Annotated in this window: 22 protein-coding genes and 1 tRNA gene; 14 read left to right on the top strand and 9 right to left on the bottom strand. The window is 65.7% G+C overall.

The window, feature by feature from the left end; genetic code table 11:
- Position 1: 1 nt before the first annotated feature.
- Positions 2–787 carry a LysR family substrate-binding domain-containing protein gene (locus LFT44_RS00205; protein WP_373993138.1) on the bottom strand — a complete coding sequence of 262 codons (786 nt, stop codon included), beginning with the start codon at positions 785–787 and terminating at the stop codon, positions 2–4.
- Between LFT44_RS00205 and LFT44_RS00200 the strand changes: the two genes are divergently transcribed.
- Entirely contained in the window at positions 786–1,190 is a 405-nt protein-coding gene (locus LFT44_RS00200) for a DUF5997 family protein (protein WP_236800417.1), read from the top strand. The two genes, LFT44_RS00205 and LFT44_RS00200, sit on opposite strands and share 2 nt — an antisense overlap.
- A gap of 90 nt (positions 1,191–1,280) precedes the next feature.
- Here the strand turns inward: LFT44_RS00200 and LFT44_RS00195 are convergent, their stop codons facing one another.
- Positions 1,281–1,661, bottom strand: coding sequence for a VOC family protein (locus LFT44_RS00195; RefSeq protein WP_236800416.1), 381 nt, complete (start codon positions 1,659–1,661; stop codon positions 1,281–1,283).
- Positions 1,662–1,822: 161 nt separating this feature from the next.
- Between LFT44_RS00195 and LFT44_RS00190 the strand changes: the two genes are divergently transcribed.
- The gene (locus LFT44_RS00190; protein ID WP_236800415.1) at positions 1,823–2,452 is read left to right on the top strand and encodes a hypothetical protein; all 630 of its coding nucleotides are present in this window, start codon (positions 1,823–1,825) and stop codon (positions 2,450–2,452) included.
- 54 nt (positions 2,453–2,506) lie between these two features.
- A complete protein-coding gene (locus LFT44_RS00185) occupies positions 2,507–3,115 on the top strand; it encodes a DUF6919 domain-containing protein (protein ID WP_236800414.1) in 609 nt (202 codons plus the stop codon).
- Positions 3,116–3,141: 26 nt separating this feature from the next.
- Here the strand turns inward: LFT44_RS00185 and LFT44_RS00180 are convergent, their stop codons facing one another.
- Entirely contained in the window at positions 3,142–3,624 is a 483-nt protein-coding gene (locus LFT44_RS00180) for a pyridoxamine 5'-phosphate oxidase family protein (protein ID WP_236800413.1), read from the bottom strand.
- A 62-nt stretch (positions 3,625–3,686) separates the two neighbouring features.
- A complete protein-coding gene (locus LFT44_RS00175) occupies positions 3,687–5,081 on the bottom strand; it encodes a flavin monoamine oxidase family protein (protein ID WP_236802972.1) in 1,395 nt (464 codons plus the stop codon).
- A 135-nt stretch (positions 5,082–5,216) separates the two neighbouring features.
- Between LFT44_RS00175 and LFT44_RS00170 the strand changes: the two genes are divergently transcribed.
- Complete coding sequence (locus LFT44_RS00170) at positions 5,217–5,939, top strand: TetR/AcrR family transcriptional regulator (protein ID WP_236800412.1); 723 nt, start codon at positions 5,217–5,219, stop codon at positions 5,937–5,939.
- A gap of 3 nt (positions 5,940–5,942) precedes the next feature.
- Here the strand turns inward: LFT44_RS00170 and rlmN are convergent, their stop codons facing one another.
- Positions 5,943–7,178 carry a 23S rRNA (adenine(2503)-C(2))-methyltransferase RlmN gene (rlmN, locus tag LFT44_RS00165; protein WP_236800411.1) on the bottom strand — a complete coding sequence of 412 codons (1,236 nt, stop codon included), beginning with the start codon at positions 7,176–7,178 and terminating at the stop codon, positions 5,943–5,945.
- A gap of 149 nt (positions 7,179–7,327) precedes the next feature.
- On the opposite strand from rlmN, the gene LFT44_RS00160 reads away from it, so the two are divergent.
- Positions 7,328–8,455 (top strand): L-talarate/galactarate dehydratase, encoded by a 1,128-nt coding sequence (locus tag LFT44_RS00160; RefSeq protein ID WP_236800410.1) that lies wholly within the window; start codon positions 7,328–7,330, stop codon positions 8,453–8,455.
- Positions 8,456–8,478: 23 nt separating this feature from the next.
- Complete coding sequence (locus tag LFT44_RS00155; protein WP_236800409.1) at positions 8,479–9,183, top strand: FadR/GntR family transcriptional regulator; 705 nt, start codon at positions 8,479–8,481, stop codon at positions 9,181–9,183.
- 174 nt (positions 9,184–9,357) lie between these two features.
- Here LFT44_RS00155 and LFT44_RS00150 read toward each other — a convergent pair.
- A tRNA-Leu gene (locus LFT44_RS00150) sits at positions 9,358–9,440 on the bottom strand.
- Positions 9,441–9,835: 395 nt separating this feature from the next.
- On the opposite strand from LFT44_RS00150, the gene LFT44_RS00145 reads away from it, so the two are divergent.
- From LFT44_RS00145 to pknB, 7 genes are read left to right on the top strand one after another with little or no spacing between them, the layout of a single operon-like run.
- Positions 9,836–10,576, top strand: coding sequence for an FhaA domain-containing protein (locus LFT44_RS00145; protein ID WP_236800408.1), 741 nt, complete (start codon positions 9,836–9,838; stop codon positions 10,574–10,576).
- Positions 10,573–11,055 (top strand): FHA domain-containing protein FhaB/FipA, encoded by a 483-nt coding sequence (locus LFT44_RS00140; protein WP_236800407.1) that lies wholly within the window; start codon positions 10,573–10,575, stop codon positions 11,053–11,055. Before LFT44_RS00145 ends, LFT44_RS00140 begins: the two co-directional genes overlap by 4 nt.
- Before the next feature lie 2 nt (positions 11,056–11,057).
- Positions 11,058–12,773 (top strand): PP2C family protein-serine/threonine phosphatase, encoded by a 1,716-nt coding sequence (locus tag LFT44_RS00135; RefSeq protein ID WP_442863659.1) that lies wholly within the window; start codon positions 11,058–11,060, stop codon positions 12,771–12,773.
- Entirely contained in the window at positions 12,770–14,167 is a 1,398-nt protein-coding gene (locus LFT44_RS00130; protein ID WP_236800406.1) for an FtsW/RodA/SpoVE family cell cycle protein, read from the top strand. Before LFT44_RS00135 ends, LFT44_RS00130 begins: the two co-directional genes overlap by 4 nt.
- Entirely contained in the window at positions 14,164–15,624 is a 1,461-nt protein-coding gene (locus tag LFT44_RS00125) for a peptidoglycan D,D-transpeptidase FtsI family protein (protein ID WP_236800405.1), read from the top strand. Before LFT44_RS00130 ends, LFT44_RS00125 begins: the two co-directional genes overlap by 4 nt.
- A complete protein-coding gene (locus tag LFT44_RS00120) occupies positions 15,621–17,375 on the top strand; it encodes a serine/threonine-protein kinase (protein WP_236800404.1) in 1,755 nt (584 codons plus the stop codon). The genes LFT44_RS00125 and LFT44_RS00120 overlap by 4 nt, the downstream gene beginning before the upstream one ends.
- Positions 17,376–17,391: 16 nt before the next feature.
- Positions 17,392–19,377, top strand: a complete 1,986-nt coding sequence (gene pknB, locus LFT44_RS00115; RefSeq protein ID WP_272910818.1) for a Stk1 family PASTA domain-containing Ser/Thr kinase — start codon at positions 17,392–17,394, stop codon at positions 19,375–19,377.
- 27 nt (positions 19,378–19,404) lie between these two features.
- On the opposite strand, the gene LFT44_RS00110 is transcribed toward pknB, so the two are convergent.
- The 3 genes from LFT44_RS00110 to LFT44_RS00100 are packed head-to-tail and all read right to left on the bottom strand — an operon-like array spanning position 19,405 to position 21,010.
- Positions 19,405–20,046 carry an aminodeoxychorismate/anthranilate synthase component II gene (locus LFT44_RS00110; RefSeq protein WP_236800403.1) on the bottom strand — a complete coding sequence of 214 codons (642 nt, stop codon included), beginning with the start codon at positions 20,044–20,046 and terminating at the stop codon, positions 19,405–19,407.
- Complete coding sequence (locus LFT44_RS00105) at positions 20,043–20,213, bottom strand: hypothetical protein (RefSeq protein WP_236800402.1); 171 nt, start codon at positions 20,211–20,213, stop codon at positions 20,043–20,045. The genes LFT44_RS00110 and LFT44_RS00105 overlap by 4 nt, the downstream gene beginning before the upstream one ends.
- 2 nt (positions 20,214–20,215) lie before the next feature.
- Positions 20,216–21,010, bottom strand: a complete 795-nt coding sequence (locus LFT44_RS00100; protein WP_236800401.1) for a class E sortase — start codon at positions 21,008–21,010, stop codon at positions 20,216–20,218.
- A gap of 192 nt (positions 21,011–21,202) precedes the next feature.
- Here LFT44_RS00100 and LFT44_RS00095 point away from each other — a divergent pair, with 192 nt between their 5' ends.
- Positions 21,203–21,454: a cell division protein CrgA gene (locus LFT44_RS00095; protein ID WP_236800400.1), complete on the top strand. Its 252-nt coding sequence runs from the start codon at positions 21,203–21,205 to the stop codon at positions 21,452–21,454.
- Positions 21,455–21,476 lie beyond the last annotated feature (22 nt).

Below are 21,476 nucleotides of genomic sequence, written 5' to 3'. Positions count from 1 at the left end.
GCTAGCGCTTGCCCTTTTTGCGGGAACCCTTGCCGCGTCCCTTGTCCGGGTTGGGCGCGTAGCGCTGGGCCACCTTGGGCGCTTTCTTCGCTCCGGTGCCGCGGCGGTCCGGTTTGGGCTCCTTCTTCACCTTGGCAGGCTGGGCGGAGGGCTGCCGCGAGCTCTGGGCGGTGCGTCCGCGGACAATGCCGACAAATTCCTCCAGCACCTCGTCCGTGGCCTCGGTGGGCCAGGCCAGTGCAATGTCCGTCCCCTCCGCGCCCGTCAAACGGCGCGCAACAGTGTCCTTGACGTTGAAATGTCGGGCCACCGCCATGGGAAGGACCACCAGGCCCGCGCCGGAAGCAACCACCTGGAGCGCTGCCTCCGGTCCGCCCAGGGCGGCAACATCCAGGAACGATTCCTCAGCGAGGTCAGCAAACGGTACTTCCTCGAACACCGAGATCTCATGGCCCTTTGGGGCCACCACCACTGGCTGTTCCTCGTAGAGCGGGATCACGCTGAGGCCCTCCCGTTCGATGGGGAGGCGGACAAAGCCCATGTCCGCACTGCCGTCCTGCAGCGGCCCAAGCTGGGCAGCGTCCTCGACCATAAATGCCTGCAGGGGAATATGCGGCATGCGTTCTTCCCACCGGCGGATCCACTTGCCGGGTGTTACCCCTGCCACGTAGGTGATGCGCAGCACCCGCGGGGCCGCCTCTTCAGGGGCAACGGGGGCATCGGGCGTGGGGGTATCATCGGCTGGCACGTCTTCACAGTACCCGCCGCCCGGATACCCTTGAAGCATGACCTCTGCAAACTCCCAGTCCATGAAGCCGGCCACCGTTGCCAAGAAACTTGGCATCTACCTCCCGGCCACGCCGCAGGAGTTCCAGGATTCAACCATCACCCGCGAGCAGTTCGCCGAGCTCCAGGCCAACCCGCCCGAATGGCTGGCCGAGCTGCGCCGCAACGGCCCGCACCCCCGCCCGGTGGTAGCCCAAAAGTTGAACGTGTCCATCAGCGGCCTGGCCCGCGGCGGCGTGGAGGAGGCATTGACGACGGCGGAAATCACCGCACTGCTGCAGGCCCCGCCGCAGTGGCTGGTCGCCGAGCGTGCCACACACGCCGCCGTCCGGGCCGAAGCCCAGCGGGTCAAGGAAGAGGCCGCCAAGAAGCAGGCGAAAAAGGACCGCGCCCAGGCCGAGTAGCCTTTAGTCACGTCTCAGAAGCTTGTTCGCCGGCCTGGACCTTGAACGTCCGGATGCGCGGACAAGCTTCAGTCGCGTCCCGGGGCCTCGTCAGTCCTGGTGGATCTGGATGTAGTTGCCGCAGCCGTCGTCGAACACCGCGCTGGTCCCGAACGGGTCCGTGGTGGGCGGGATCTTGAAGCTGACACCAGCGGCCACCAGCCGGTCATACTCCGCCTGCACATCCGGGACCCCAAAGACGATGGCGGGCAGCCCCGCCTCGCGTACCGCGTTCATGTAGTCCGCGCCGATCGGGTTGTCACTGGGTTCCAGGAGCAGCCCGACTGAACTGTCGTCCGCTCCAGGATCCTTGATGATGTACAGGTTGTGCTCCGGCATCACCATGAGCGTGTCAAAACCAAGCGTTCCCGTGTAAAAGGCGTAGGCCGCGGCGGGGTCCTGGACATGGATGCTGCACATTTTGATTCGCATGGACCCACGGTACCTGCCAGGCCATGACCGTCTGCAGTGCCTTCTTTCCCTTCTCACCTGCCATTGACCCTGTGGACCGAACACGGTGCAATGGAAGGACCACCGCGGGCTTTTCGGCCCGGGGCGGTGTAGTGGGGAATGCCGGGCGCCGGAGGTGCAGGATGTCAGCCGCGGAATCGTTGATGCAGGGACTGCTTCATAGTGCGTGGGCGGTCCTGTTATGTGGCCCGTTGCTGGTTGCCGCCGTAGCCGCCACCGTTTTTGTCGTCCGGCGCCGGTCCCTTGCCCCCAATAACAGCGCGGCGGAGCGGACGGACCAGCTGTTCTGGGACCTGTTTTTGGGTTCCTGCGTGGCCCTTCCTGCGTTGATCATTCCGGCGCTGGTGTCGCCGTGGGCGGGTTTGGTGCTGGCAGGGGCGGCAGCCGCGTCAGGTATTGCCGCGCACCGCGCCACCCCGAAATTCCTGGCCCGGCGTGCAGCACGCACCGAGGAACGGCAGCGGATTGCCGCGCACCAGGAAGCCCGGCTGCAGCATGATGAAATCCTGCTGCGATGGCGGCGCTACGAGCTGGATCCGGCATGCGGCATCGACTATCCGGCGTTGACCGACGTGCGGCTTCCGGAAACGTCCGCGCTGATCAAGTCGATGCGGGCTGCGGACCAGCTGCGGACCGCCGCGCACAAGGGGTACCCGGATGCCGTGGACAGCCTGGCCGCGTCACTGGCAGCGGCGGAACGGGCAGCCGGCATTCCGGCCGGCCTGCCCGCAGAGCAGGCCGGCCGAGGTTAACTGCCGTGTCGCCGGCATTGGATCGGCCCGGAGGACCGGCGATAGCATCCAAAGATGAAGCCTGAGGAACTGCCTGCCCATGACGAGTACGGCCGGCTGCTGGAGGACCGCGGGGTCTGGCGGCAGGCCACCACCCTGGAGGCCGCCGGAGAGTTGACCGCCCGCTGGTTAGAGGGTGGGAGCTCGTACCAGCCGGGGCATTTCGCCCCCGGCTTCGACACCGAGACCATCCCGCTGGCCGCAGCCTTGGCGGAGCTGAACCGCAACGGGCTGTTCACCAAGGAGTCCCAGCCGGGCATCCTCACTGATAGTGCAGCACAACGGGAGTATGTCACGGGCTTCTGCAGCGCCGGCACCGCCCGCGAACTGCTGGCCCTTTCCACGCGCACCGAACTGGTCACCGTGGCCCACGCCCCGGGTGAGGCAAGCAATGCTGCGATTCCCGTGACGCTGGCGGGCACGGAGGTCACAACGGTGCTCGGTTCCAGCGAGAACCCTGTAGACGAGGCGCAGATCAGGGACTGGGCGGACGAAACCAATGACGCGCTGGCCCTGCTGCTCGCGGACTCCTGGTATGTGGAAGTCCTTGATCCGGTGTGGGGGCGCAACGACGTGCTGTTGCCGGCGGTCCTGCAGGCGTTAAAGGGGGCGGGGCAGCCCTAGCCGCCCCGCCCCTTCAACGTCCGGTACTACAGCTCCACGGTGCCGCTTTCGCCAACACTCATCCGGCTGTGGGTGACCTTGGCCTTCACCCACTGAAGCACCGTGGCGGCCGTGCCGCCGGGGCTGGTCCAGTATTCGGCGGAATCCGAGTCGACGCGCAACAGGCACACTTCGGGAGTATCCGGGCCATCCGGGAACCAGGCTTCAACAGCCTGGTTCCAGAGTTCGTGGATCTTGGCCCGGTCGGTGACCACTTCGGCGGTTCCGGCCACGGAAACCCATTCGGTGTTCTTGCCAAAGGCGACGTTGACGCGTGAATCAGCCCGGACGTGCGCAACCTGGGAGGTGCCGAGGCCGGTGAAGAACCACATGTCGCCGTCGTCCTTTACCTCCTGGACGGCCAGCGGCCGGCTGACGAGGGCGCCTTCTTCGTTGATGGTGGTGACCATTCCGATCCTGGAATCGTTGATGATCTCCGTAACCTTGCTGATGCTCTGGGCGTCAGTCATGCCTCACCTCGTTCGTCTGAAGTCGGGGACGCTCCCCGTCGCCAGCCTATTAGTAAGCATGCTTATTTACCAGCGGCAGCCACCGGCACCTTTGCCACTTCGGCGATCCGGGCAGCAGTGAGACGGCCCATGCGGATGGCGCCGTCCACGTGTTGGTAGCCTTCAGCAGCAAGGTCGGAGGAGGACCAGTAAATGGGGCCCACAGGGGCGTGCTGGTCCTTGCCGTAGCGGTGGAGGCCGCCCAGATCATAGCTGGAGGCATAGGCACCGCGGGTCCATTCCTCCGAACCCCAATCCGACTCGTAGTACACCTCCGGGGTGAGGGCCTCGTCGCCCAGGTAGCCGGCGATGGATTCCAGGATGGCCTTCCGGCGCTCTTCGGGGGACAGCTCGAACATGGCGTCTGCCTTCTCATCCGAAACGAAGCCCACCAGGGTTCCGCGCGGATCGGCGTGGTTCGTGTTGTCGTAGACCTCCTGCACCAGGGCATCGGCCCCGAAGCCGGTGCCGGAGAGCCCCTTGTCCCGCCAGAAGGGGGTGCTGTAGACGGCGTGGACCTTGATGACCAGGCCCAGGGACTGGTGCTGGTGCATCTGGTGCTGGCGGCGCGGCAGCGGCGGATTAAAGGAGACGCGGGAGTAGAGGTTGGGCGGTACGGCCATGATGACGAACCGGGCGTTCACGGTGGCGCGGTCGGATACAACGGTCACGCGATGTCCGCCGTCCGCGTCCGGCTCCCAGTTGATGGTCCGCACCGGAGAGTCAAGGACGACGTCGTCACCCAGCTCCTGCGCCTGCAGCAGCGACACCTGCTGCATCCCGCCCACCACCCGGCGGTCCAGGATGAAGTCCTCATCCGTGAGGTGGGTGAAGGAGCCGGCGGAGGCGGCCATCAGTACCGCCTGAAGGGCGGAGAAGGCGTGGGCCGGCTTGGTGAGCATGCCGCCGGCGATGAAGAGTCCGATGTTATTGCAGGCTTCCTCATTGGCGGAGTTCTGCCTCAGCCAGTGATGGAAGGAAATGGTGTCCAGCTCGCGCGCCTTCGGGTGGGCCCAGGGTTCGGTGGGGCCGATCTCGGCCGCCAGCCCGTCAAGGAGGGTCACCAGGCGGTCCATTTCGACGGCGGTGTCCGGGTCCACCGGGAAGGTGTCACCGGTGTAGCGCACGGGGCTGCCGTCCGCTCCAATGTAAATGGACTCTCCGTCCCGGTACCGCGGATAGGTTTCCAGATTCAGTTCTGCCAGGAGTTCCAGGAGGGCAGTCTGGTCCGGGGAGACCCATTGGCCGCCGATTTCGAGCATGGCGCCATCCACAGTGTCGGTCCAGGTCCGGCCGCCCACACGGTCGCGGGCCTCGAGCACAGCTACGGTCAGGCCGGATTTCTTCAGTTCACGGGCGGCGGTGAGTCCGGACGGCCCGGCTCCAACGACCACGACGTCGCGGTTCAGGTTCAGCATGATGTCCTCTCTGCGGCCCCTGGTGACGGGGACCACTAAATGAATGTCATTCATTTATTAGAACTATAGCTGCTGCCCGCTTTGAGCGGAAGTATCGGATGGAATAATGCAGGGGACACCGACGAAAGGGCAGGAATGCCGGCAGTATCAGCCGCACAGGCACGCTCCACCAACAACGGCGGCGCGCAGCGAAGGCGGGCCGGTCGCCCGTCCGCGGCAGTGCTGGACAAGTCCGGAATCACGGCGGCGGCGCTTGAGCTGGTCAGCCGCAAGGGCTACGACGGGTTGACCATGGCAGCCCTGGCCAAGGAACTCGACGTGGCACCGTCTGCCCTCTACAACCACGTGGCATCAAAGCAGGATGTGCTGCTCCTGGTGGAGGACCACCTGATGTCCCTCGTGGACGTCTCCGGTTTTGACGGCCGCAGCTGGGAGGACGCGGTCCGCACTTGGGCCCGGAGCTACCGCGACGTATTTGCCGAGCACACTCCGCTGATCCCCGTCATCGCCGTCCTGCCGGTCACCGACGCACCGCAGACCCTGGCGATGTACGAGACCGTGAGTAAGGGATTTTCCGACGCCGGATTTCCAGAGGAGCGCATTGTGCCGGCCATCGTGGCGCTGGAGTCCTTTATTTTCGGATCCGCGTACGACGTCACCGCCCCGGAGGACATCTTCGACTCCGGCAGCATGGCTGAGTCCACTCCGTATTTCACTGCAGCAGTGCGCAGTTCCTCTGCCGGCCAGGATGCATCTGCCGGCCAGGGCGGCCAGGAACGCGGCCGCCCGGCAGACACTGCCTTCCAGCTTGGGCTGGATGCCCTGATCGCCGGATTGGGAGCGCTGCGGAAGGGCTAGCGCCTAGTCCTCGGCGGCGGCCAGCTGGCCGCAGGCGCCGTCGATTTCCTTGCCGCGGGTGTCCCGGAGGGTGCAGGGCACGCCCGTGGCGCGGAGCCGCTCGATGAATTCCTGCTCCACCGACTTGTCCGAGGCGGTCCAGATGGAGCCTGGAGTTGGATTGAGCGGAATCGGGTTGACGTGCACCCAGCCGCGTCCGCGCTGGTTGAGCTTCTTGCCCAGCAGGTCCGCACGCCACGGATGGTCATTCATGTCCTTGATCAGCGCGTACTCGATGCTGACGCGGCGGCCCGTCTTGCGGTAGTAGTCGTAGGCGGCATCGAGCGCCTCGTCCACCTTCCAGCGGTTGTTGACCGGAATCAGTTCATCACGGAGCTCGTCGTCGGGGGCGTGCAATGACAGCGCGAACGTGACGGGAAGGTCCTCTTCCGCCAGCTTCCGAATAGCCGGAACCAGGCCGACAGTGGAAACGGTGATGTTCCGGGCGGACATCCCCAGGCCCTCCGGCGCGGGATCCACGAAGCGGTGCAGGGCGGCCATGACCCGCTTGTAGTTGGCCAGGGGCTCCCCCATGCCCATAAACACGATGTTGGTGACCCGCTCGTCGTCGTGCTCCTTCGGACCCAGCTCACCGGCCGCGATGGCCCGGTTGGCAGCAACCACCTGGTCAACAATCTCCGCCGTGGACATGTTGCGGGTCAATCCGGCCTGGCCGGTGGCGCAGAAGGGGCAGTTCATGCCGCAGCCTGCCTGCGAGGAGACGCAGAGGGTGATGCGGCCGGGGTAGCGCATCAGGACGGACTCCACCAGGGCACCGTCGAACAGCCGCCAGAGGAACTTGATGGTGTCCCCCTTGTCGGTGCGTTGCCGGCGGACCTCGGTGAGCAGCGGTGGGAACATCTGGGAGACAAGCTCCTCGCGGCCCGCCTTGGGCAGGTCGCTCATCCGCTCCGGGTCCACCGTCCAGTGTTGGAAGTAGTGCGTGGAGAGCTGTTTCGCCCGGAAAGCCGGCAAGCCAAGCTCCTTCAGCTTCTCACCGCGCTCGGCCAGGCTCAGGTCCGCCAGGTGTGCCGGCGGCTGCTTCACGCGGGGGGACGCGAATTGGAGCAGCGGCCGGCCTTCGACAGTACGCGCCTGCTCCCAGCCCTCGGCAGTGGGGCGGACCTGCGGCCGGGCAGTGCCGGCGGCTGCCTTGGAGGCGCGGACAGGAGTTTCAGGGGAAGGATTGGGGGAAGTCATCCCCTCTATCATCCCACGAGGGCAAAATAGGACGGGAATCGCCAAGAGACACGTAAATTGGATTCGCACGGAGCTACTTGTAATACAAGTTTGATACTTATATCCTAGGGAAGTGGGCGAAGGAGCCCGCCCGTCTTCCAGGAGAATCAATGAGTCCCGTCGACATGATCCGGCACGTCAGGCTATCCACCGCCTGCCTACCCCTCGCTGTCCCCATCAGCGACGCCAAGGTTTTCACCGGCCGGCAAAAGCCCATGAGCGAGGTCGTCTTCCTGTTCGCGGAGATCAGCACCGAACTGGGGCACTCCGGCATCGGCTTCAGCTATTCCAAGCGTGCCGGCGGTCCCGCCCAATATGCGCATGCCAAGGAAGTCGCCGAAGGCCTCCTCGGCGAGGACCCCAACGACATCGCCCGGATCTACACCAAACTCCTGTGGGCCGGGGCTTCCGTGGGGCGCTCCGGCGTCGCCACCCAGGCCCTCGCCGCCGTCGACATCGCTTTGTATGACCTGAAGGCCAAACGCGCCGGGCTGCCGCTGGCAAAGTTCCTCGGCTCCTACCGCGACTCGGTGCGGACCTACAACACCTCCGGGGGCTTCCTGAACGCCAGCCTTGACGAAGTTAAGGCACGCGCCACCCAATCCATCGAGGAGGGTATCGGCGGCATCAAGATCAAGGTTGGCCTGCCGGACGGCAAAGAAGACCTGCGCCGCGTCTCCGGGATCCGCGACCACATCGGCCCCGACGTCCCGCTCATGGTGGACGCCAACCAGCAATGGGACCGCGCCACCGCCCTGCGCATGGGCCGACGCCTCGAGGAATTCGACCTGGTGTGGATCGAGGAACCCCTGGACGCCTACGACTTCGAAGGCCATGCCCACCTGGCACAGGTCCTGGACACCCCCATCGCCACCGGCGAGATGCTCGCCTCCGTGGCTGAACATAAGGGACTCATGGCCGCCAGCGGCTGCGACATCATCCAGCCCGATGCCCCGCGCGTCGGCGGCATCACCCAGTTCCTCCGCCTCGCCGCCCTGGCCGACGAACGCGGACTGGGCCTGGCCCCGCACTTTGCCATGGAAATCCACCTCCATCTGGCCGCTGCCTACCCGAGCGAACCGTGGGTGGAGCACTTCGACTGGCTGGACCCGCTCTTCAACGAGCGCCTGGAAACCAAGGGCGGCCGGATGATGGTTCCGGACCGCCCCGGCCTTGGCATCACCCTGAGTGACCAGGCCCGAGCCTGGACCACCGAGAGCGTCGAGTTCGGCGCATAACCCCGAAGCCGTACTCTTTAGCCATGACCCGGAACCTCACCGCGGACCTAGCCGCCGACCTTCGCAACCGCATCGTCGACGGCGTCATCCAGCCGGGGGAAAAGCTGCCCAGCGAGAACACGCTGATCAGCGAGTTCGGTGTCAGCCGGACAGTGGTCCGCGCCGCCCTTACCCGGCTGCAGGCCGAAGGACTGGTCGAAACCGAGCGCGGACGCGGCAGTTTCGCCCTCACTCCCCCGGCGGACAGGCCCTCGGAGGGTGTGGGGATCCGTCCGGTGGCCAGCACGGAGGACAGGCTGCACCTGCTGGCCTTCCGCATGGGAGTGGAGACCGAAGCCGCAGCACTGGCAGCCCGGAACCGCACCGAGCGGCATTTAAGGGCCGTGAGCACTGCCCTGGACACCTTTACGGAAAGTTCCGGGCACCCGGCGCATGCCATGAAGGCTGACTTCGAATTCCACCGTGCGGTTGCCGCAGCCTCCGGCAACCCCTATTTCTCCGATTGCCTGTCGGCCCTCGGGCAGACCATGATCGCTATGCCGCGCACCCGCTTGATGACGGACGCCGAGCATTACGCCCGCGACCATTTCGACCAAGTCGTGTTGGAGCACAGGTCCATCCGGGATGCCATTGCCGATGGTGACGAGGCTGCCGCTGCGGCCGCCATGCGAACCCACCTGGCAAATTCACGACGCCGGTTCAAGGCTTCGGCGCGCCCGTCCACCTAGGCCCCGCCCCGCCGTCGTCCATTGCGGCCAGGTGCCCAAGCACCCGCCACCGGACGTATCACCAGCGAACGCGGGGGTGTGAAATCCGGACGTTGGTGCAATCCCCGGAACTTGGGTTTCACGGCAGGAACGCAAAAGAGCCCCGGTCCAAAGACCGGGGCTCTTCCAATTGCGTGCGCGAGGGGGGATTTGAACCCCCACGCCCTTTCGGACACTGGCACCTGAAGCCAGCGCGTCTGCCGTTCCGCCACTCGCGCGCAACTTCTTCCACTCAACCGGACCGGTTTCCCGTTTCCGCGTCTCGTAAAAGCAGCGAGATCAAGCATAACGGACACTTGCCGGAAATTACCAATTGGCCTCCACCCGCCCCTCACCTCCCGCACGCGCACGGCGCAAAACCGCTGCGAATCGGGCCGCATGCCGGTGCCGGAAGCCGCAGGAAGACAGCACGACGGCGGGTTGCTGCGGCCCGGAAACCGAACTTTCGCGGGCGCCCGGCCGTTGCGGATTAAGGTCATTCACAGGGGTGGCAAGTAGTATCGGATGTAGGAGTGGGCACTGCCGGCGGGCGAACCGTACGGCAGCGGACTGCCCTGCAGGTGCTGGTCAGCAGCAACTAATGCCCCGGAGCCGGGGGGAAAGGAGAAGAACCATGGGTCTGCTGGACAAGGTGGAACGTGGCATCGAAAAGGCCGTCCGCGGCGTCTTCTCCACCGGTTCCAAGGCGCAGGTGGAACCGGTGGAAATCGCCAGCAGGCTCCGCCGCGAAGTGGACCACAAAGCCCTTACAGTGGCGGCCGGACGCACGCTGGTGCCCAACGTGTTCGACGTGCAGCTCAGCGACGACGACTTCGCGCGGGCACAGGAATGGGGCACCCCGCTGGCCGAAGAACTCTGCGATGTGGTGATCAACCATGTCCGCGGCCAGGGCTACATACTCCAGGGGCCCGTGCGGATCTCCTTCCGCCGGGACAGCGAGCTCCGTGCCGGTGCCTTCGAAATTGCTTCAACCACTGAAAAATCCCAAGGCGCGGGCGCCGCCCAGCCAAGGCCCAACGTTCCCGCCGCACCAAGCCGGCAGCCCGTCAGGCTCCAGCCGGTCCTGGACATCGACGGCCAGCGCTATTCGCTTAACGCCCCGTCCATCGTCCTGGGACGGTCATCCGAAGCGGACATCCACATTGAAGATACGGGAGTTTCCCGGCGCCACCTGGAAATCCGCACGGCCAACGGCGTTACCAGTGCCGTGGACCTCGGATCCACCAACGGCAGCTATGTGAACGGCCAAAAGGTCTCCGGAAGCACCGAACTCACAGACGGCTCCACCATCACGATGGGACGGACAAAGATCATTTTCCGCCTGCTTCCTGCCAACCCGGGTGGCCACGCATGAGCGACCTGACCATCACCGCGCTGCGGTTCGGGTTCCTGCTGCTCCTCTGGGTACTCATTTTCAGCATCGTCTCCGCCATGCGGCGCGACCTCATGGTGGGACGCAAGGCCGCGGCCGGCGCGCCCACCGCCCGGCAGGTCCGGCGGAATCCGGAACTCGCCGAGGCACAGCCCCAGCCTGTGAAGCAGCAGGCGCGTCAGCTGGTGGTCGTCGAAGGCCCACTCAAGGGCCGCACCCTGCCGCTGGCCGCCAGCCCCATCCTGCTGGGACGCGCACAGGAAGCCACCCTCGTTTTGGAGGACGACTACGCCTCCGGCCGCCACGCCCGGCTCTTTCCGCAGGGCAGCCGCTGGTTCATCGAGGATCTGGGCTCCACCAACGGCACCTACCTGGGAGACCAGCAACTTACCCGTGCCCTGCCGGTTGAGCCAGGGGTACCCGTGAGAATCGGCAAGACGGTCATTGAATTGAGGCCGTAACCGTGGCCGTGCCTGAAAACCCCGCAACCGGCTCCAGCCCGGCGCAGCGGCCCCTCATCATGCGCTTCGCGGCGCGGTCCGACGTGGGCCGGATCCGGTCCAAGAACGACGATTCCGCTTACGCCGGCCGCCACCTTGCCGTCGTCGCGGACGGCATGGGTGGGCACGCCGGCGGTGACGTCGCCTCGGCGGCGACCGTCCTGGACATGATCCACTTGGATAGTCCGGAATATGGGGACGACGCCGGCACCGTCCTTGCCGATGAGATCCAGACTGCGAATTCGCTGCTCTCCGAGCTCGTGCACATCAACCCCAAGCTCGCGGGCATGGGCACCACGGTCACCGCGCTCCTGCTCGCTGACAACAAACTCCATTTCGCGCATATCGGCGATTCCCGCGCGTACAGGCTGCGGGATGGTGAGTTCAAGCAGATCAGTGTGGACCACACCTTTGTCCAGCGCCTCATCGATGAAGGCCGGCTCCGCCCGGAGGAAGCCGAAACACACCCACACAAGAATGTCCTGATGCGCGTCCTGGGCGATGTGGATGCCAGTCCGGAACTGGACCTGGACACCCTGGACGCCAAGCCCGGCGACCGATGGCTGCTGTGCTCCGACGGGCTGAACTATGTGGCCGCGCACGCCGTCGAGCGGACGGTCCGGGAAACCCACAACCTGCACGAGTGCGCCGAAACCCTGGTTGAACTGACCCTTGAGGCCGGCTCCCCGGACAACGTCACCGTGGTCATGGTGGACATCGTGGAGGAAACGCCCGACGACGTCAGCACCGCCGCCGTCGACATCGTCCCGCCGGTGCAAGGCAGCAAGCCGGCCGCGGCTTTGGCGGCTGGCGCACCCGCCGCCGAAGCTGCAGCCACCGGCCCTGCGGGTCCCGCCGAGGGCAAGGAACCCGCCGAAGGCGGTGCCAAGGATGGCGCCGCCGATGACGAGGCCTCCGACAATACGAATGCCGACGCCACGGAACCCGGCAGCACCGACCCGCATCTCGGTGAACACCTGTCTGCCGAAGTGCTGCGCGAAGAGCTTGCCTCGCGCCCGCACGAGCTGGTGGGTGCGGCCGCCGCCGCAGCGGAATCGGGATCCATCCCCACTGTTGCCGGACGAACCGTTGCCCGGCGGGCTGCCACGCTCCTTACCCACAAGGCAGAACCCGCCGCCGATCCCGGGGAAAACCTGGTGCCGCTTCGGCCACGCCGCTGGTTGGCATGGTCCGTTGCAGCTGCAGTGCTGGTTGTTGTGGCCGTTGGGCTTTGGCTGGGCTACGCCTGGACCCAGACCCGCTACTACGTGGGTGAGTTCGATTCCCGGGTGGCGATCTACAACGGTGTCTCCCAGAGGCTGGGTCCCATCCAGTTGTCATCCCTTGAAGCCGTGACCGATATCCGGATGGACTCCCTCCCGCCGTTCTCGCAGCAGCGCGTGCGGCAGACGGTTCCGGCCAACGACCTCTACGACGCGCAGCGGATCGTCAAGAACCTGGAGCTCACGGGGACCACTTCTCCGGAGGAGGCGTGCCCCAAGCCTTCGGGCTCCGCCACTGCCCCTGCCCCGTCCGGCAGCCCCGCACCGCCTTCCAGCGCCCCACCCGCGAGTGCAGCGGCTCCGCCGCCGGCACCGGGCGCCTCCGCCCCTGCCCCGGCACCGTCGGCAGCTTCCCCATCACCTACTCCCACCATTACTTGCGAGGCGGCCAAATGAGCCAGGTAAGCAGCATGCCCAAGCCTCGCCGCAACGTCGAACTCGCGTTGCTGCTGCTGGCCCTTGCCGTAGGAATTGGGGCCAACATGCTGGTGGGCGTGGACCAGGAGAAGGCCTTCGACTCCGACTTCTGGTTCCAGTCCAGTCTGCTGGCAGTCGCCGCCCTGGTGTTCCACGGTGTCCTGCGGTTCCGCGCAAAATATGCTGATCCGGTAATACTTCCCCTGGTGGTTGCACTGAACGGCCTGGGGCTGGCTATGATCCACCGGCTGGATCCGCCAGGCGGGGACACGGGAAACAACCAGCTCCGGTGGACGCTGATTGCCATGGCGGTGGCCATCGCCGTCATCTGGTTCCTGAAAGACCATCGTGTACTCCGCAGGTTCACGTTCATCTCGCTTGCAGCCAGTGCGGTCCTCCTGGTCCTTCCCCTGATCCCCGGGATCAGTGCCGGGGAGATCCTTGGTGCACGGGTGTGGATCCGTTTGGGCCCCATGACGTTCCAGCCCGGTGAAATCGCCAAGATCACCCTCGCCATTTTCTTCGCAGGGTATTTGTCCTCCAACCGTGACCTGATCCTGCTGGCGGGCCGGAAGATCGGGCCGCTGCAGTTCCCGCGCTTCAAGGACCTCGGGCCCATGGTGGCCGCATGGCTGGTGAGCATCGGCGTGCTGGTCTTCCAGAGCGACCTCGGGTCCTCCGTCCTGTTCTTCGGCCTCTTCATCGTCATGATCTATGTGGCTACCAGCCGGATCAGCTGGGTTGTCATCGGCCTGGCCCTCCTCCTGGGCGGCGGCTTCATCGCTTCACAGGTCTTCTCGCACGTGGGCCTGCGCATCGACGGCTGGCTGAATGCCTTCACCGACGAGGTCTACGGCCGCCAGTATGGCGGCAGCTTCCAGATCGTCGAGGGGATGTTCGGCATGGCCAATGGCGGCCTGGTGGGAACGGGCCTGGGGCAGGGCCGTCCGGACCTGGTTCCCTTTGCCAACAGCGACATGATCATCGCCTCCCTGGGCGAGGAACTTGGCCTGATCGGCCTCTTCGCCGTAGTCCTGATGTACCTGCTCCTGTTCACCCGCGGGTTCCGCGCCGCCCTTGGCACACGCGATGCCTTCGGAAAACTGCTGGCCTGCGGCCTGTCCTTCGCCGTGGCGCTCCAGTGCTTCGTGGTGATCGGCGGCGTCACCAGGCTCATCCCGCTGACCGGCCTGACCACTCCGTTCCTGGCCGCCGGTGGCTCATCGCTGCTGGCCAACTGGATCATCGTGGGACTGCTCCTGATGATCTCGCATACGGCACGGGGCCCGGTGGACACCACTCCCCTGCCGCCGTCAGCGGGGGCGGAATCCATAGGCATTGATACCCCAACCGAGGCGGTGAAGCACGCATGAACCAGGCAATACGGCACTCATGGGTAGCGGCCATCGCCATGTTCGCCCTCATCTTCGGTGCCATCAGCTATGTCCAGGTGATTGGTGCGGACGCACTGAAGGACAACCCCTGGAACAAGCGCGCCATCCTCCAGACCTACTGCAATGACCGCGGCTCCATCATCGTGGGCGGCACCCCGGTGGCGGAATCGGTGGAGAGCAACTCTGAGACGTGCAAATTCCAGCGCACCTACCCGCAGCCGGAGCTGTATGCCGGCCTGACGGGCTACTTCTCCCAGAACTACGGGGCCACCGGACTGGAGCAGTCCATGGGTGCTGAGTTGGCAGGCAACTCGGACCAGCTCTTCCTGGACCGGGTGGGCCAGCTCTTCCTGGGCAACCAGCCCAAGGGTGCCTCCGTGGAACTCACCATCGATCCCCAGATCCAGCAGCTGGCCTACAACCTGATCCCGGACGGCCAGCGCGGCTCGATCGTGGTCACCAATCCCAAGACCGGTGCCATCCTGGCCATGGCTTCCAAGCCGTCCTACAATCCGAATTTGGTGGCCACCCAGGATCCAAAGGCTGAAAGCGCCAACATCAATGAGCTGGTCAAGATCCCGGGCATCAACCTGAACCAAAATGTCAGCGGTCCCACCGGTGAGCTCCTCGCCCCGGGGTCGGTCTTCAAGCTCGTGGACACGGCGGCCGCCCTGGCCTCAGGGAAATACAACAAGGACAGCGTCCTGCCCAACCCCGCGGAGATGCCTTTCGACGGCATCCAGTACAAACTGCCCAACTACGCCGGCGGCAACTGCTACACCAGGGACACCGCCAGCTTCGCCTTCGCACTGCAGCAGTCCTGCAACACGCCGTTCGCCAGCATCGCGCTGGACCTTGGCCGGGACGCCATCGCCGCCCAAGCCAAGAAGTTCGGGTTTGGCGAGGACGTGGGGGACCTACTGAAGCTGGGCCATGCAACAGGTAATGGGTTCCCTGAAAACCTGGACGCACCCGGATTGGCCCAGTCCGCCATCGGCCAGAAGGATGTGCGGGTCACGCCGCTGCAGGTGAACATGATGACAAACGCCATCGCAAACGGCGGTGTCCAGATGGCGCCGAGCCTGGTCAAAACCCTGCGGTCCCCGGACCTGCGCGTCATTGATGAGCCCCAGCCGGCACAGCTCAGGACGTCCACCACCCCGGAAATCTCCAAGCAGATCACGGACTGGATGACCAGCGTCGTTATGGACGGTATCGCCAAAGGTGCCGCCGTTCCCGGCGTACAGGTGGCGGGCAAGACCGGCACGGCCGAACTCGGAAACGGAACCAACAATTCGTGGTTCACCGGGTTCGCCCCCGCTGACAACCCGAAGGTCAGCGTCACGATCGTCATGGAAGGCGTAGACATTTACGCGGGAGCAAAGCTGACCAGTCCTAACGCGAAGAAGATTTTTGAGGCGGTGTTGAATAAGTGAGGCCTACAACGGGAATCACCCTCGGCGGCAGATTCCAGCTGACCACGCGGATCGCCATTGGCGGCATGGGCGAAGTCTGGAAAGCCAAGGACCTGGTCCTGGGCCGCATCGTCGCCATAAAGGTGCTCAAGGAGGAATACACGGGGGACCCCGGGTTTCTCCAGCGTTTCCGTGCCGAGGCCCGCCACACCGCGCTCCTGAACCACGTGGGCATCGCCAACGTCTTCGACTACGGCGAAGAGGAAGGCTCCGCCTACCTGGTCATGGAACTGGTCCCTGGGCAGCCGCTGAGCAGCATCATCGAGCACGAGCAGGTGCTGTCGCCGGACCGTACGCTCTCGATCATTGCGCAGACCGCCCGCGCTTTGGCCGTGGCGCACGCCCAGGGCCTGGTCCACCGTGACGTCAAGCCCGGAAACCTCCTGATTACGCCCGACGGACGGGTCAAGGTCACCGACTTCGGCATCGCCCGGCTCGCCGACCAGGTGCCGCTCACCCAGACCGGGCAGGTCATGGGGACGGCGCAGTACCTGGCACCCGAACAGGCAACCGGCCAGACCGCCACCGGATCCTCGGACATCTACTCCCTCGGCGTCATCGGCTATGAGTGCCTCAGCGGCCACCGTCCCTTCTCCGGCGAATCGCAGATCGCCATTGCGCTGGCCCAGGTGAACGACGCTCCGCCGCCGCTTCCGGACAGCCTGCCTGCCCCGGTCCGGGCGCTCCTGATGTCGATGCTGGCCAAGGATCCCAAGGACCGGCCTGCCAATGCCATCAAGCTGGCCGAGGCAGCGGAAGCCATTCGCAACGGCGATATCAGCGCAGCCCGCGCCGCCGTGCCCGGAATGCTCCTCTTCGACGCGGACACCGGCCCCATCACCGCGCCCGTCGACACCACCACCGCCCCCACCGGCGTCATTGGCACCCAGCGGGATTCCCCCACCGCCACCTCCGCCCTGCCCGTGCTCGGTGCAGGTGCGGCCGGCGCCGCCGCCGCAATGGCTGCAGGGGCCCATGGCGCATCAGCCACTGAGGGCGACGCGCCCCAGGGTCCGCTTGCCCGCGCCAATGCGCTGGCTGCCCAGCGCAACTGGGACCAGCAGGACGAGGACACGTACGGCGGGGAAACGTACGACGACGACCGCACCGACGAGCCCCGGCGCAAGGGACGCAGTCCCTGGACATGGCCTCTGGTCGCCTTGATCCTGCTGCTCCTGTTTGCGTTGGTGGGTTTCCTCCTGAACCAGGTGGGGCTCTTCTCGCCGTCCGGCAGCCCCAGCGCCAGCGCCACCGCCAGCAGCGCGCCGCCGTCGTCCGCGACGCCAACACGGACCACGCAGTCGGCGACGCCCACGCAGACACGCAGCACGCCGACGCCCACACCTACCCCGGAACCCACCCAGGCAACGGTCAACGTCATTCCTGAGGCTTACCTGGGCAAGCCGTACCGGCAGGTGCAGGCTGCCCTCGCCGGACTTGGACTGCAGGTGACGGTGCTGCCGCAGGAAAGCAGTTCCGCGGCCCCCGGCACGGTCCTGGAACTGAACCCCACGGGGGTTATTCCCAAGGGATCAGCCATTACTGTCGTCTACGCAACGGCTCCGGCGCCGGCGCCGACTCTTACGCCCACCACGGTGGTGCCGACCCCGGCGCCCACAACGTCCTCCCAGGCCGGGCCCACGCCCATCTCGCCGCTTGCAACCTGCGCGGTGGGCCAAGCGCCCGGGACGCCCCCTACCTGCACGCCGTAAACGTCAGGAAACGCCAGTGAATGAGTCACCACGCGCACCGTTGCACCGGGAGGACAGCCTCCCGGTGGATAACCGGCGTGTCCTGAGCGGCCGCTACGAGCTGGGGAACCTCATTGGCCGCGGCGGCATGGCGGATGTCTACAAGGGGATGGACACGCGGCTGGGCAGGACTGTTGCCGTTAAGCTGCTCAGGCCGGACATGGCCAGGGACCCGCAGTTCCAGGCCCGGTTCAAGCGCGAGGCCCAGGCAGTGGCCGCCCTGAACCACCCGTCCATCGTTGCCATCTTCGATACCGGCGAGCACACCGTGCATGACGGCTCGGCCGAGGACGTGCGGGTGCCCTACATCGTCATGGAATACGTTGAGGGCAAGACGCTGCGTGATTTGATCCGCGCCAACGACGTCACCATCGACCAGGCCATCGACTACACCCTGGGCGTCCTTGGGGCCCTCGAATACAGCCACAAGGCCGGGATCGTGCACCGGGACATCAAGCCTGCCAACGTGATGTACTGCCCCGGCACAAACTCCGTGAAGGTGATGGACTTCGGCATTGCCCGGGCCATCGCCGACTCCTCGGCCACGATGACCCAGACCCAGGCGGTGGTGGGAACGGCCCAGTACCTGTCGCCGGAGCAGGCCCGCGGTGAAACCGTGGATGCGCGCAGCGACCTCTACTCGGCCGCCTGCCTGCTCTACGAAATGCTTACCTCGCGGCCGCCGTTCGTCGGCGATAGCCCCGTGTCCGTTGCCTACCAGCACGTCCGTGAAATCGCCGAGCCTGCCAGCAGCCTCAACCCGCAGGTGTCACCGGCGCTGGACACGGTCCTGGCCAAGGCCCTGCAGAAGAACCGGGCTGACAGGTTCCAGGACGCCGCCGCTTTCCGGCGCGCCCTGCGGGCTGCCAGGGCCGGGGTCGCAGTCCCGGCCGTGCCGGCGTCCGAGGCGCCCACCGACCCCAACGACCACGTTCCCGAAGCAGCGCCTCCCACGGAGGCATTCGCTGCCGGAGGGGCGGCGGGTTTCCTTGATAACGCGCCCACGGGGCGGCTGGCCGCCACCAACCTATTCCATGACGACGGCGGGCCGGCGGTTCCGCTGGAACTTGCGGATGAGCACCGGACTAATGGGTACGACGGCGGCGGGTACAGTCCAGCTGGCGCCTTGCCGTTAGGCCTCCCTCCGGAACGTGAGCGGACCGCACGGCAGAAGTCCCGCCGTCGTGCGTGGATTGCCACCCTGGTGATTTTCACCCTGCTGGTCCTCGCCGGGGGCGGCCTCTGGCTGTACCAAACCGTCAACCGTCCGGCGCCCGCTCCCGCCAAAGTGCAGATCCCATCGGTGGCATCCTTGTCGGAAACTGCCGCGCTGCAGGAGCTGTACAACTCCGGGCTTCGGCCCAGGATCGCGCGCGCGGCGAACGACACGGTGCCTAAGGGGACAGCCGTCGGGACCGATCCTGCCGCCGGCGGTGCACTCGACCCGGGCGCCGAGATCATCCTCAACATCTCCGACGGGCCGAGCTCGGTGAAGATCCCGGACAGCCTCCCGGGCAAGACAGAGGCCGCTGCACGGGACATCCTGCGCCAGGCGGGCCTTGTCGGCGCCCCGTCCACCACAACCGCCAACAGCGCCACCGTTCCTGCCGGAATCGTCATCACCTCCAACCCGGCGCCAGGGCAGAGCGTTGCCGTCGGCACCAGCGTGGAACTCATCGTTTCCACCGGCAAGGTGGTTGTCCCGGAACTTCGCGCCCTTACCCGGGACGAAGCCGAAGCCGCCCTGAAGCAGCTGGGCCTGGTGCCCTCGGTGATCGAAATGGAGAACTCGCAGGTAGAGCCGGGCAAGGTCACGGACCAAAGCGATCCAGCCAACACTGCCGTGGACCAGGGAAAGACCATTACCATCGTGGTGGCGAAGGCACCCCCACCACCGCCACCACCAACGGAAACCCCCACGCCTACGGCCACACCCAGCCCGAAGCCGACCAAAAAAGGCTGACGTTTCGCTGGCCGGGGACAGTTCCGGCTAGTGCTGGATCAGCGGGCTGAGCTTCGCGGCCCGGGCAGCCGCACCCTTCATGCCCAGTGATTCCAGCCAGTTGCCGAGCATCTGGTACCCGCCCTCGGTGAGCACCGACTCCGGGTGGAACTGCACCCCGCACAGCGGTGCCGTCCGGTGCTGGAGCCCCATGACCACGCCTGATGCGGTTTGCGCCGTGACTTCCAGGACGTCTGGAATCGATTCCTTGACGGCGGCCAGCGAGTGGTAGCGGGTGGCCGTGATGGGGGAGGGGAGCCCGGCGAAAACGCTGGTGCCAATGTGTTCTACCTGGGACGTTTTGCCGTGCATGAGCTCGGGAGCGTGCGTTACCTTGCCGCCGAAGGCCTCTGCCAGCGCCTGGTGGCCCAGGCACACGCCAAACATGGGGACGCTGTTTTCACCGCACCACTTGATCAGTTCAATGCTGACTCCAGCCTCCGCCGGGTTCCCCGGACCGGGCGAAATGAGAACGCCGTCACGGGTGCCGGCAAGTTCGATCGCCTCCGCCAACGTGACGTCGTCGTTGCGGACCACCGTGGTCTCGGCGCCGAGTTCCTGGAGGTAGCCCACCAGGGTGTAGACAAAGCTGTCGTAGTTATCCACTACAAGGATCTTGGTTGTAGTCATGGCTGGTCTGCAGAACCAATCGTTGAGTCGGTGAATTGGGTGAAATGGGACATCCAGGGGAAAAGGAACTGGACCATCAGGACCAGGGCAATGAAGACCAATGCCAGCGACATGATGATCCTGACCCAGAGCGGTCCCGGGAGGTGACGGAAAATCCAGGCGTACACGGTCAGCTCCTTCCGGTGGCTGCCGCAACCTGCGCCGCGATTTCTGCCGGCGGCCCGGCCGAGGCGGGGCGCCAACTGTCCAGCAGGGCGTAGGCAATGATGCGTTCTTCCGCGCCGAAGCGGGGGTTGCAGCTGGTCATGGTGAGGTAGCTTTCGGTGGGTGCGGCGCCGGGCTGGGTGGGTACCGGTTCCAGCACATCCGTGCGGGAGGGCATCACGATCTGGTTGTTCCGGAAGACATAGACGTAGTAGCCGTCCTTGGTCTGGACGTAGATCTTGTCGCCCGGCACCAGCGTGTGGATGTTGTCCAGCACGGCCCCATGGGTCTGGCGATGGCCGGCGACGGCAAAGTTGCCCACCGCCCCGGGCATCGCCGTGTTGCTGTAGTGCCCCAGGCCAAGGGTGTCCAGGACGTCCTGGCTGGTTCCCTCGACGATGGGGCGCGTGTAGGTAGGGCCGAACCGCGGGATGTATACGATGCCGATGGTGCCGGCGTGGGCGGGAGCAGTTCCCACCACAGGCTTGCCGAAGTCTTCGGGGGCAGCGGGTTGGGCAGCAAGCGCGCTGGTTGCCGGGGCAGGTGTGGCGGTGCCCAGGTCCTTGGCGAATTCCTTGATGACCTGGCTTTGTTTGGCGTCAGACTCCACGTTGGTCCACCACAGCTGCCATGCCACAAAGAGGAGGAGGATGACGCCTGCGGTGATCAGCAGCTCGCCAAGCACCTGGATAGTGCCGCGCAGCAGGGCACGACGGGGGGCGGTCGCAGTGGCGGGCCCCGCCTTCTCCTGCAAAACCACGCGTTCCCCTCCGGGCGTTTACCCTGGCAGTGCCCCGGCCACGCCCGCACGGGCGGCCCAGCAACTGCGGCTAGAATTGGCTGCTAGTAAGAATCCAGATTTGACCAAGATCGCGCAGACCGCTGGCAATTTCCTTCTTGCAGGATACCAAGCCCGGGCCGCCGAGCTTGCCCAGCCCGTCAAGGAGAGCCAGTGCCCGAGTCAAAGCCTCGCAAGAAGACCGCCAGCACCGCCCAGCCGGCTTCCCCACAGGCTTACAAGCCCAATCCCGTCTGGTTCAAGCCTGTCATGTTCGGCCTGATGATTATCGGCCTCCTGTGGATCATCACCTTCTACATCAGTGAGGGCCGGTTTCCGGTCCAGGCCTGGCAGTCCTGGAACATCGTGGCGGGTTTCGGCATTGCCATCGTCGGGTTTTTGATGACCACCCGCTGGCGTTCCTAGCGGCACGCAGCCTGAATCAGGG

Origin of the sequence: Arthrobacter sp. FW306-05-C (assembly GCF_021801725.1) — a bacterium.
Taxonomy (GTDB): Bacteria; Actinomycetota; Actinomycetes; order Actinomycetales; family Micrococcaceae; genus Arthrobacter.
This window is presented reverse-complemented; position numbering and strand designations above follow the sequence as displayed.

Bases quoted from the DNA above. Each gene is read 5' to 3' on its own strand.
- LFT44_RS00200 (WP_236800417.1), top strand. From the start codon at position 786: ATGACCTCTGCAAACTCCCAGTCCATGAAGCCGGCCACCGTTGCCAAG.
- LFT44_RS00205 (WP_373993138.1), bottom strand. From the start codon at position 787: ATGCTTCAAGGGTATCCGGGCGGCGGGTACTGTGAAGACGTGCCAGCC.
- LFT44_RS00195 (WP_236800416.1), bottom strand. From the start codon at position 1,661: ATGCGAATCAAAATGTGCAGCATCCATGTCCAGGACCCCGCCGCGGCC.
- LFT44_RS00190 (WP_236800415.1), top strand. From the start codon at position 1,823: ATGTCAGCCGCGGAATCGTTGATGCAGGGACTGCTTCATAGTGCGTGG.
- LFT44_RS00185 (WP_236800414.1), top strand. From the start codon at position 2,507: ATGAAGCCTGAGGAACTGCCTGCCCATGACGAGTACGGCCGGCTGCTG.
- LFT44_RS00180 (WP_236800413.1), bottom strand. From the start codon at position 3,624: ATGACTGACGCCCAGAGCATCAGCAAGGTTACGGAGATCATCAACGAT.
- LFT44_RS00175 (WP_236802972.1), bottom strand. From the start codon at position 5,081: ATGCTGAACCTGAACCGCGACGTCGTGGTCGTTGGAGCCGGGCCGTCC.
- LFT44_RS00170 (WP_236800412.1), top strand. From the start codon at position 5,217: ATGCCGGCAGTATCAGCCGCACAGGCACGCTCCACCAACAACGGCGGC.
- rlmN (WP_236800411.1), bottom strand. From the start codon at position 7,178: ATGACTTCCCCCAATCCTTCCCCTGAAACTCCTGTCCGCGCCTCCAAG.
- LFT44_RS00160 (WP_236800410.1), top strand. From the start codon at position 7,328: ATGAGTCCCGTCGACATGATCCGGCACGTCAGGCTATCCACCGCCTGC.
- LFT44_RS00155 (WP_236800409.1), top strand. From the start codon at position 8,479: ATGACCCGGAACCTCACCGCGGACCTAGCCGCCGACCTTCGCAACCGC.
- LFT44_RS00145 (WP_236800408.1), top strand. From the start codon at position 9,836: ATGGGTCTGCTGGACAAGGTGGAACGTGGCATCGAAAAGGCCGTCCGC.
- LFT44_RS00140 (WP_236800407.1), top strand. From the start codon at position 10,573: ATGAGCGACCTGACCATCACCGCGCTGCGGTTCGGGTTCCTGCTGCTC.
- LFT44_RS00130 (WP_236800406.1), top strand. From the start codon at position 12,770: ATGAGCCAGGTAAGCAGCATGCCCAAGCCTCGCCGCAACGTCGAACTC.
- LFT44_RS00125 (WP_236800405.1), top strand. From the start codon at position 14,164: ATGAACCAGGCAATACGGCACTCATGGGTAGCGGCCATCGCCATGTTC.
- LFT44_RS00110 (WP_236800403.1), bottom strand. From the start codon at position 20,046: ATGACTACAACCAAGATCCTTGTAGTGGATAACTACGACAGCTTTGTC.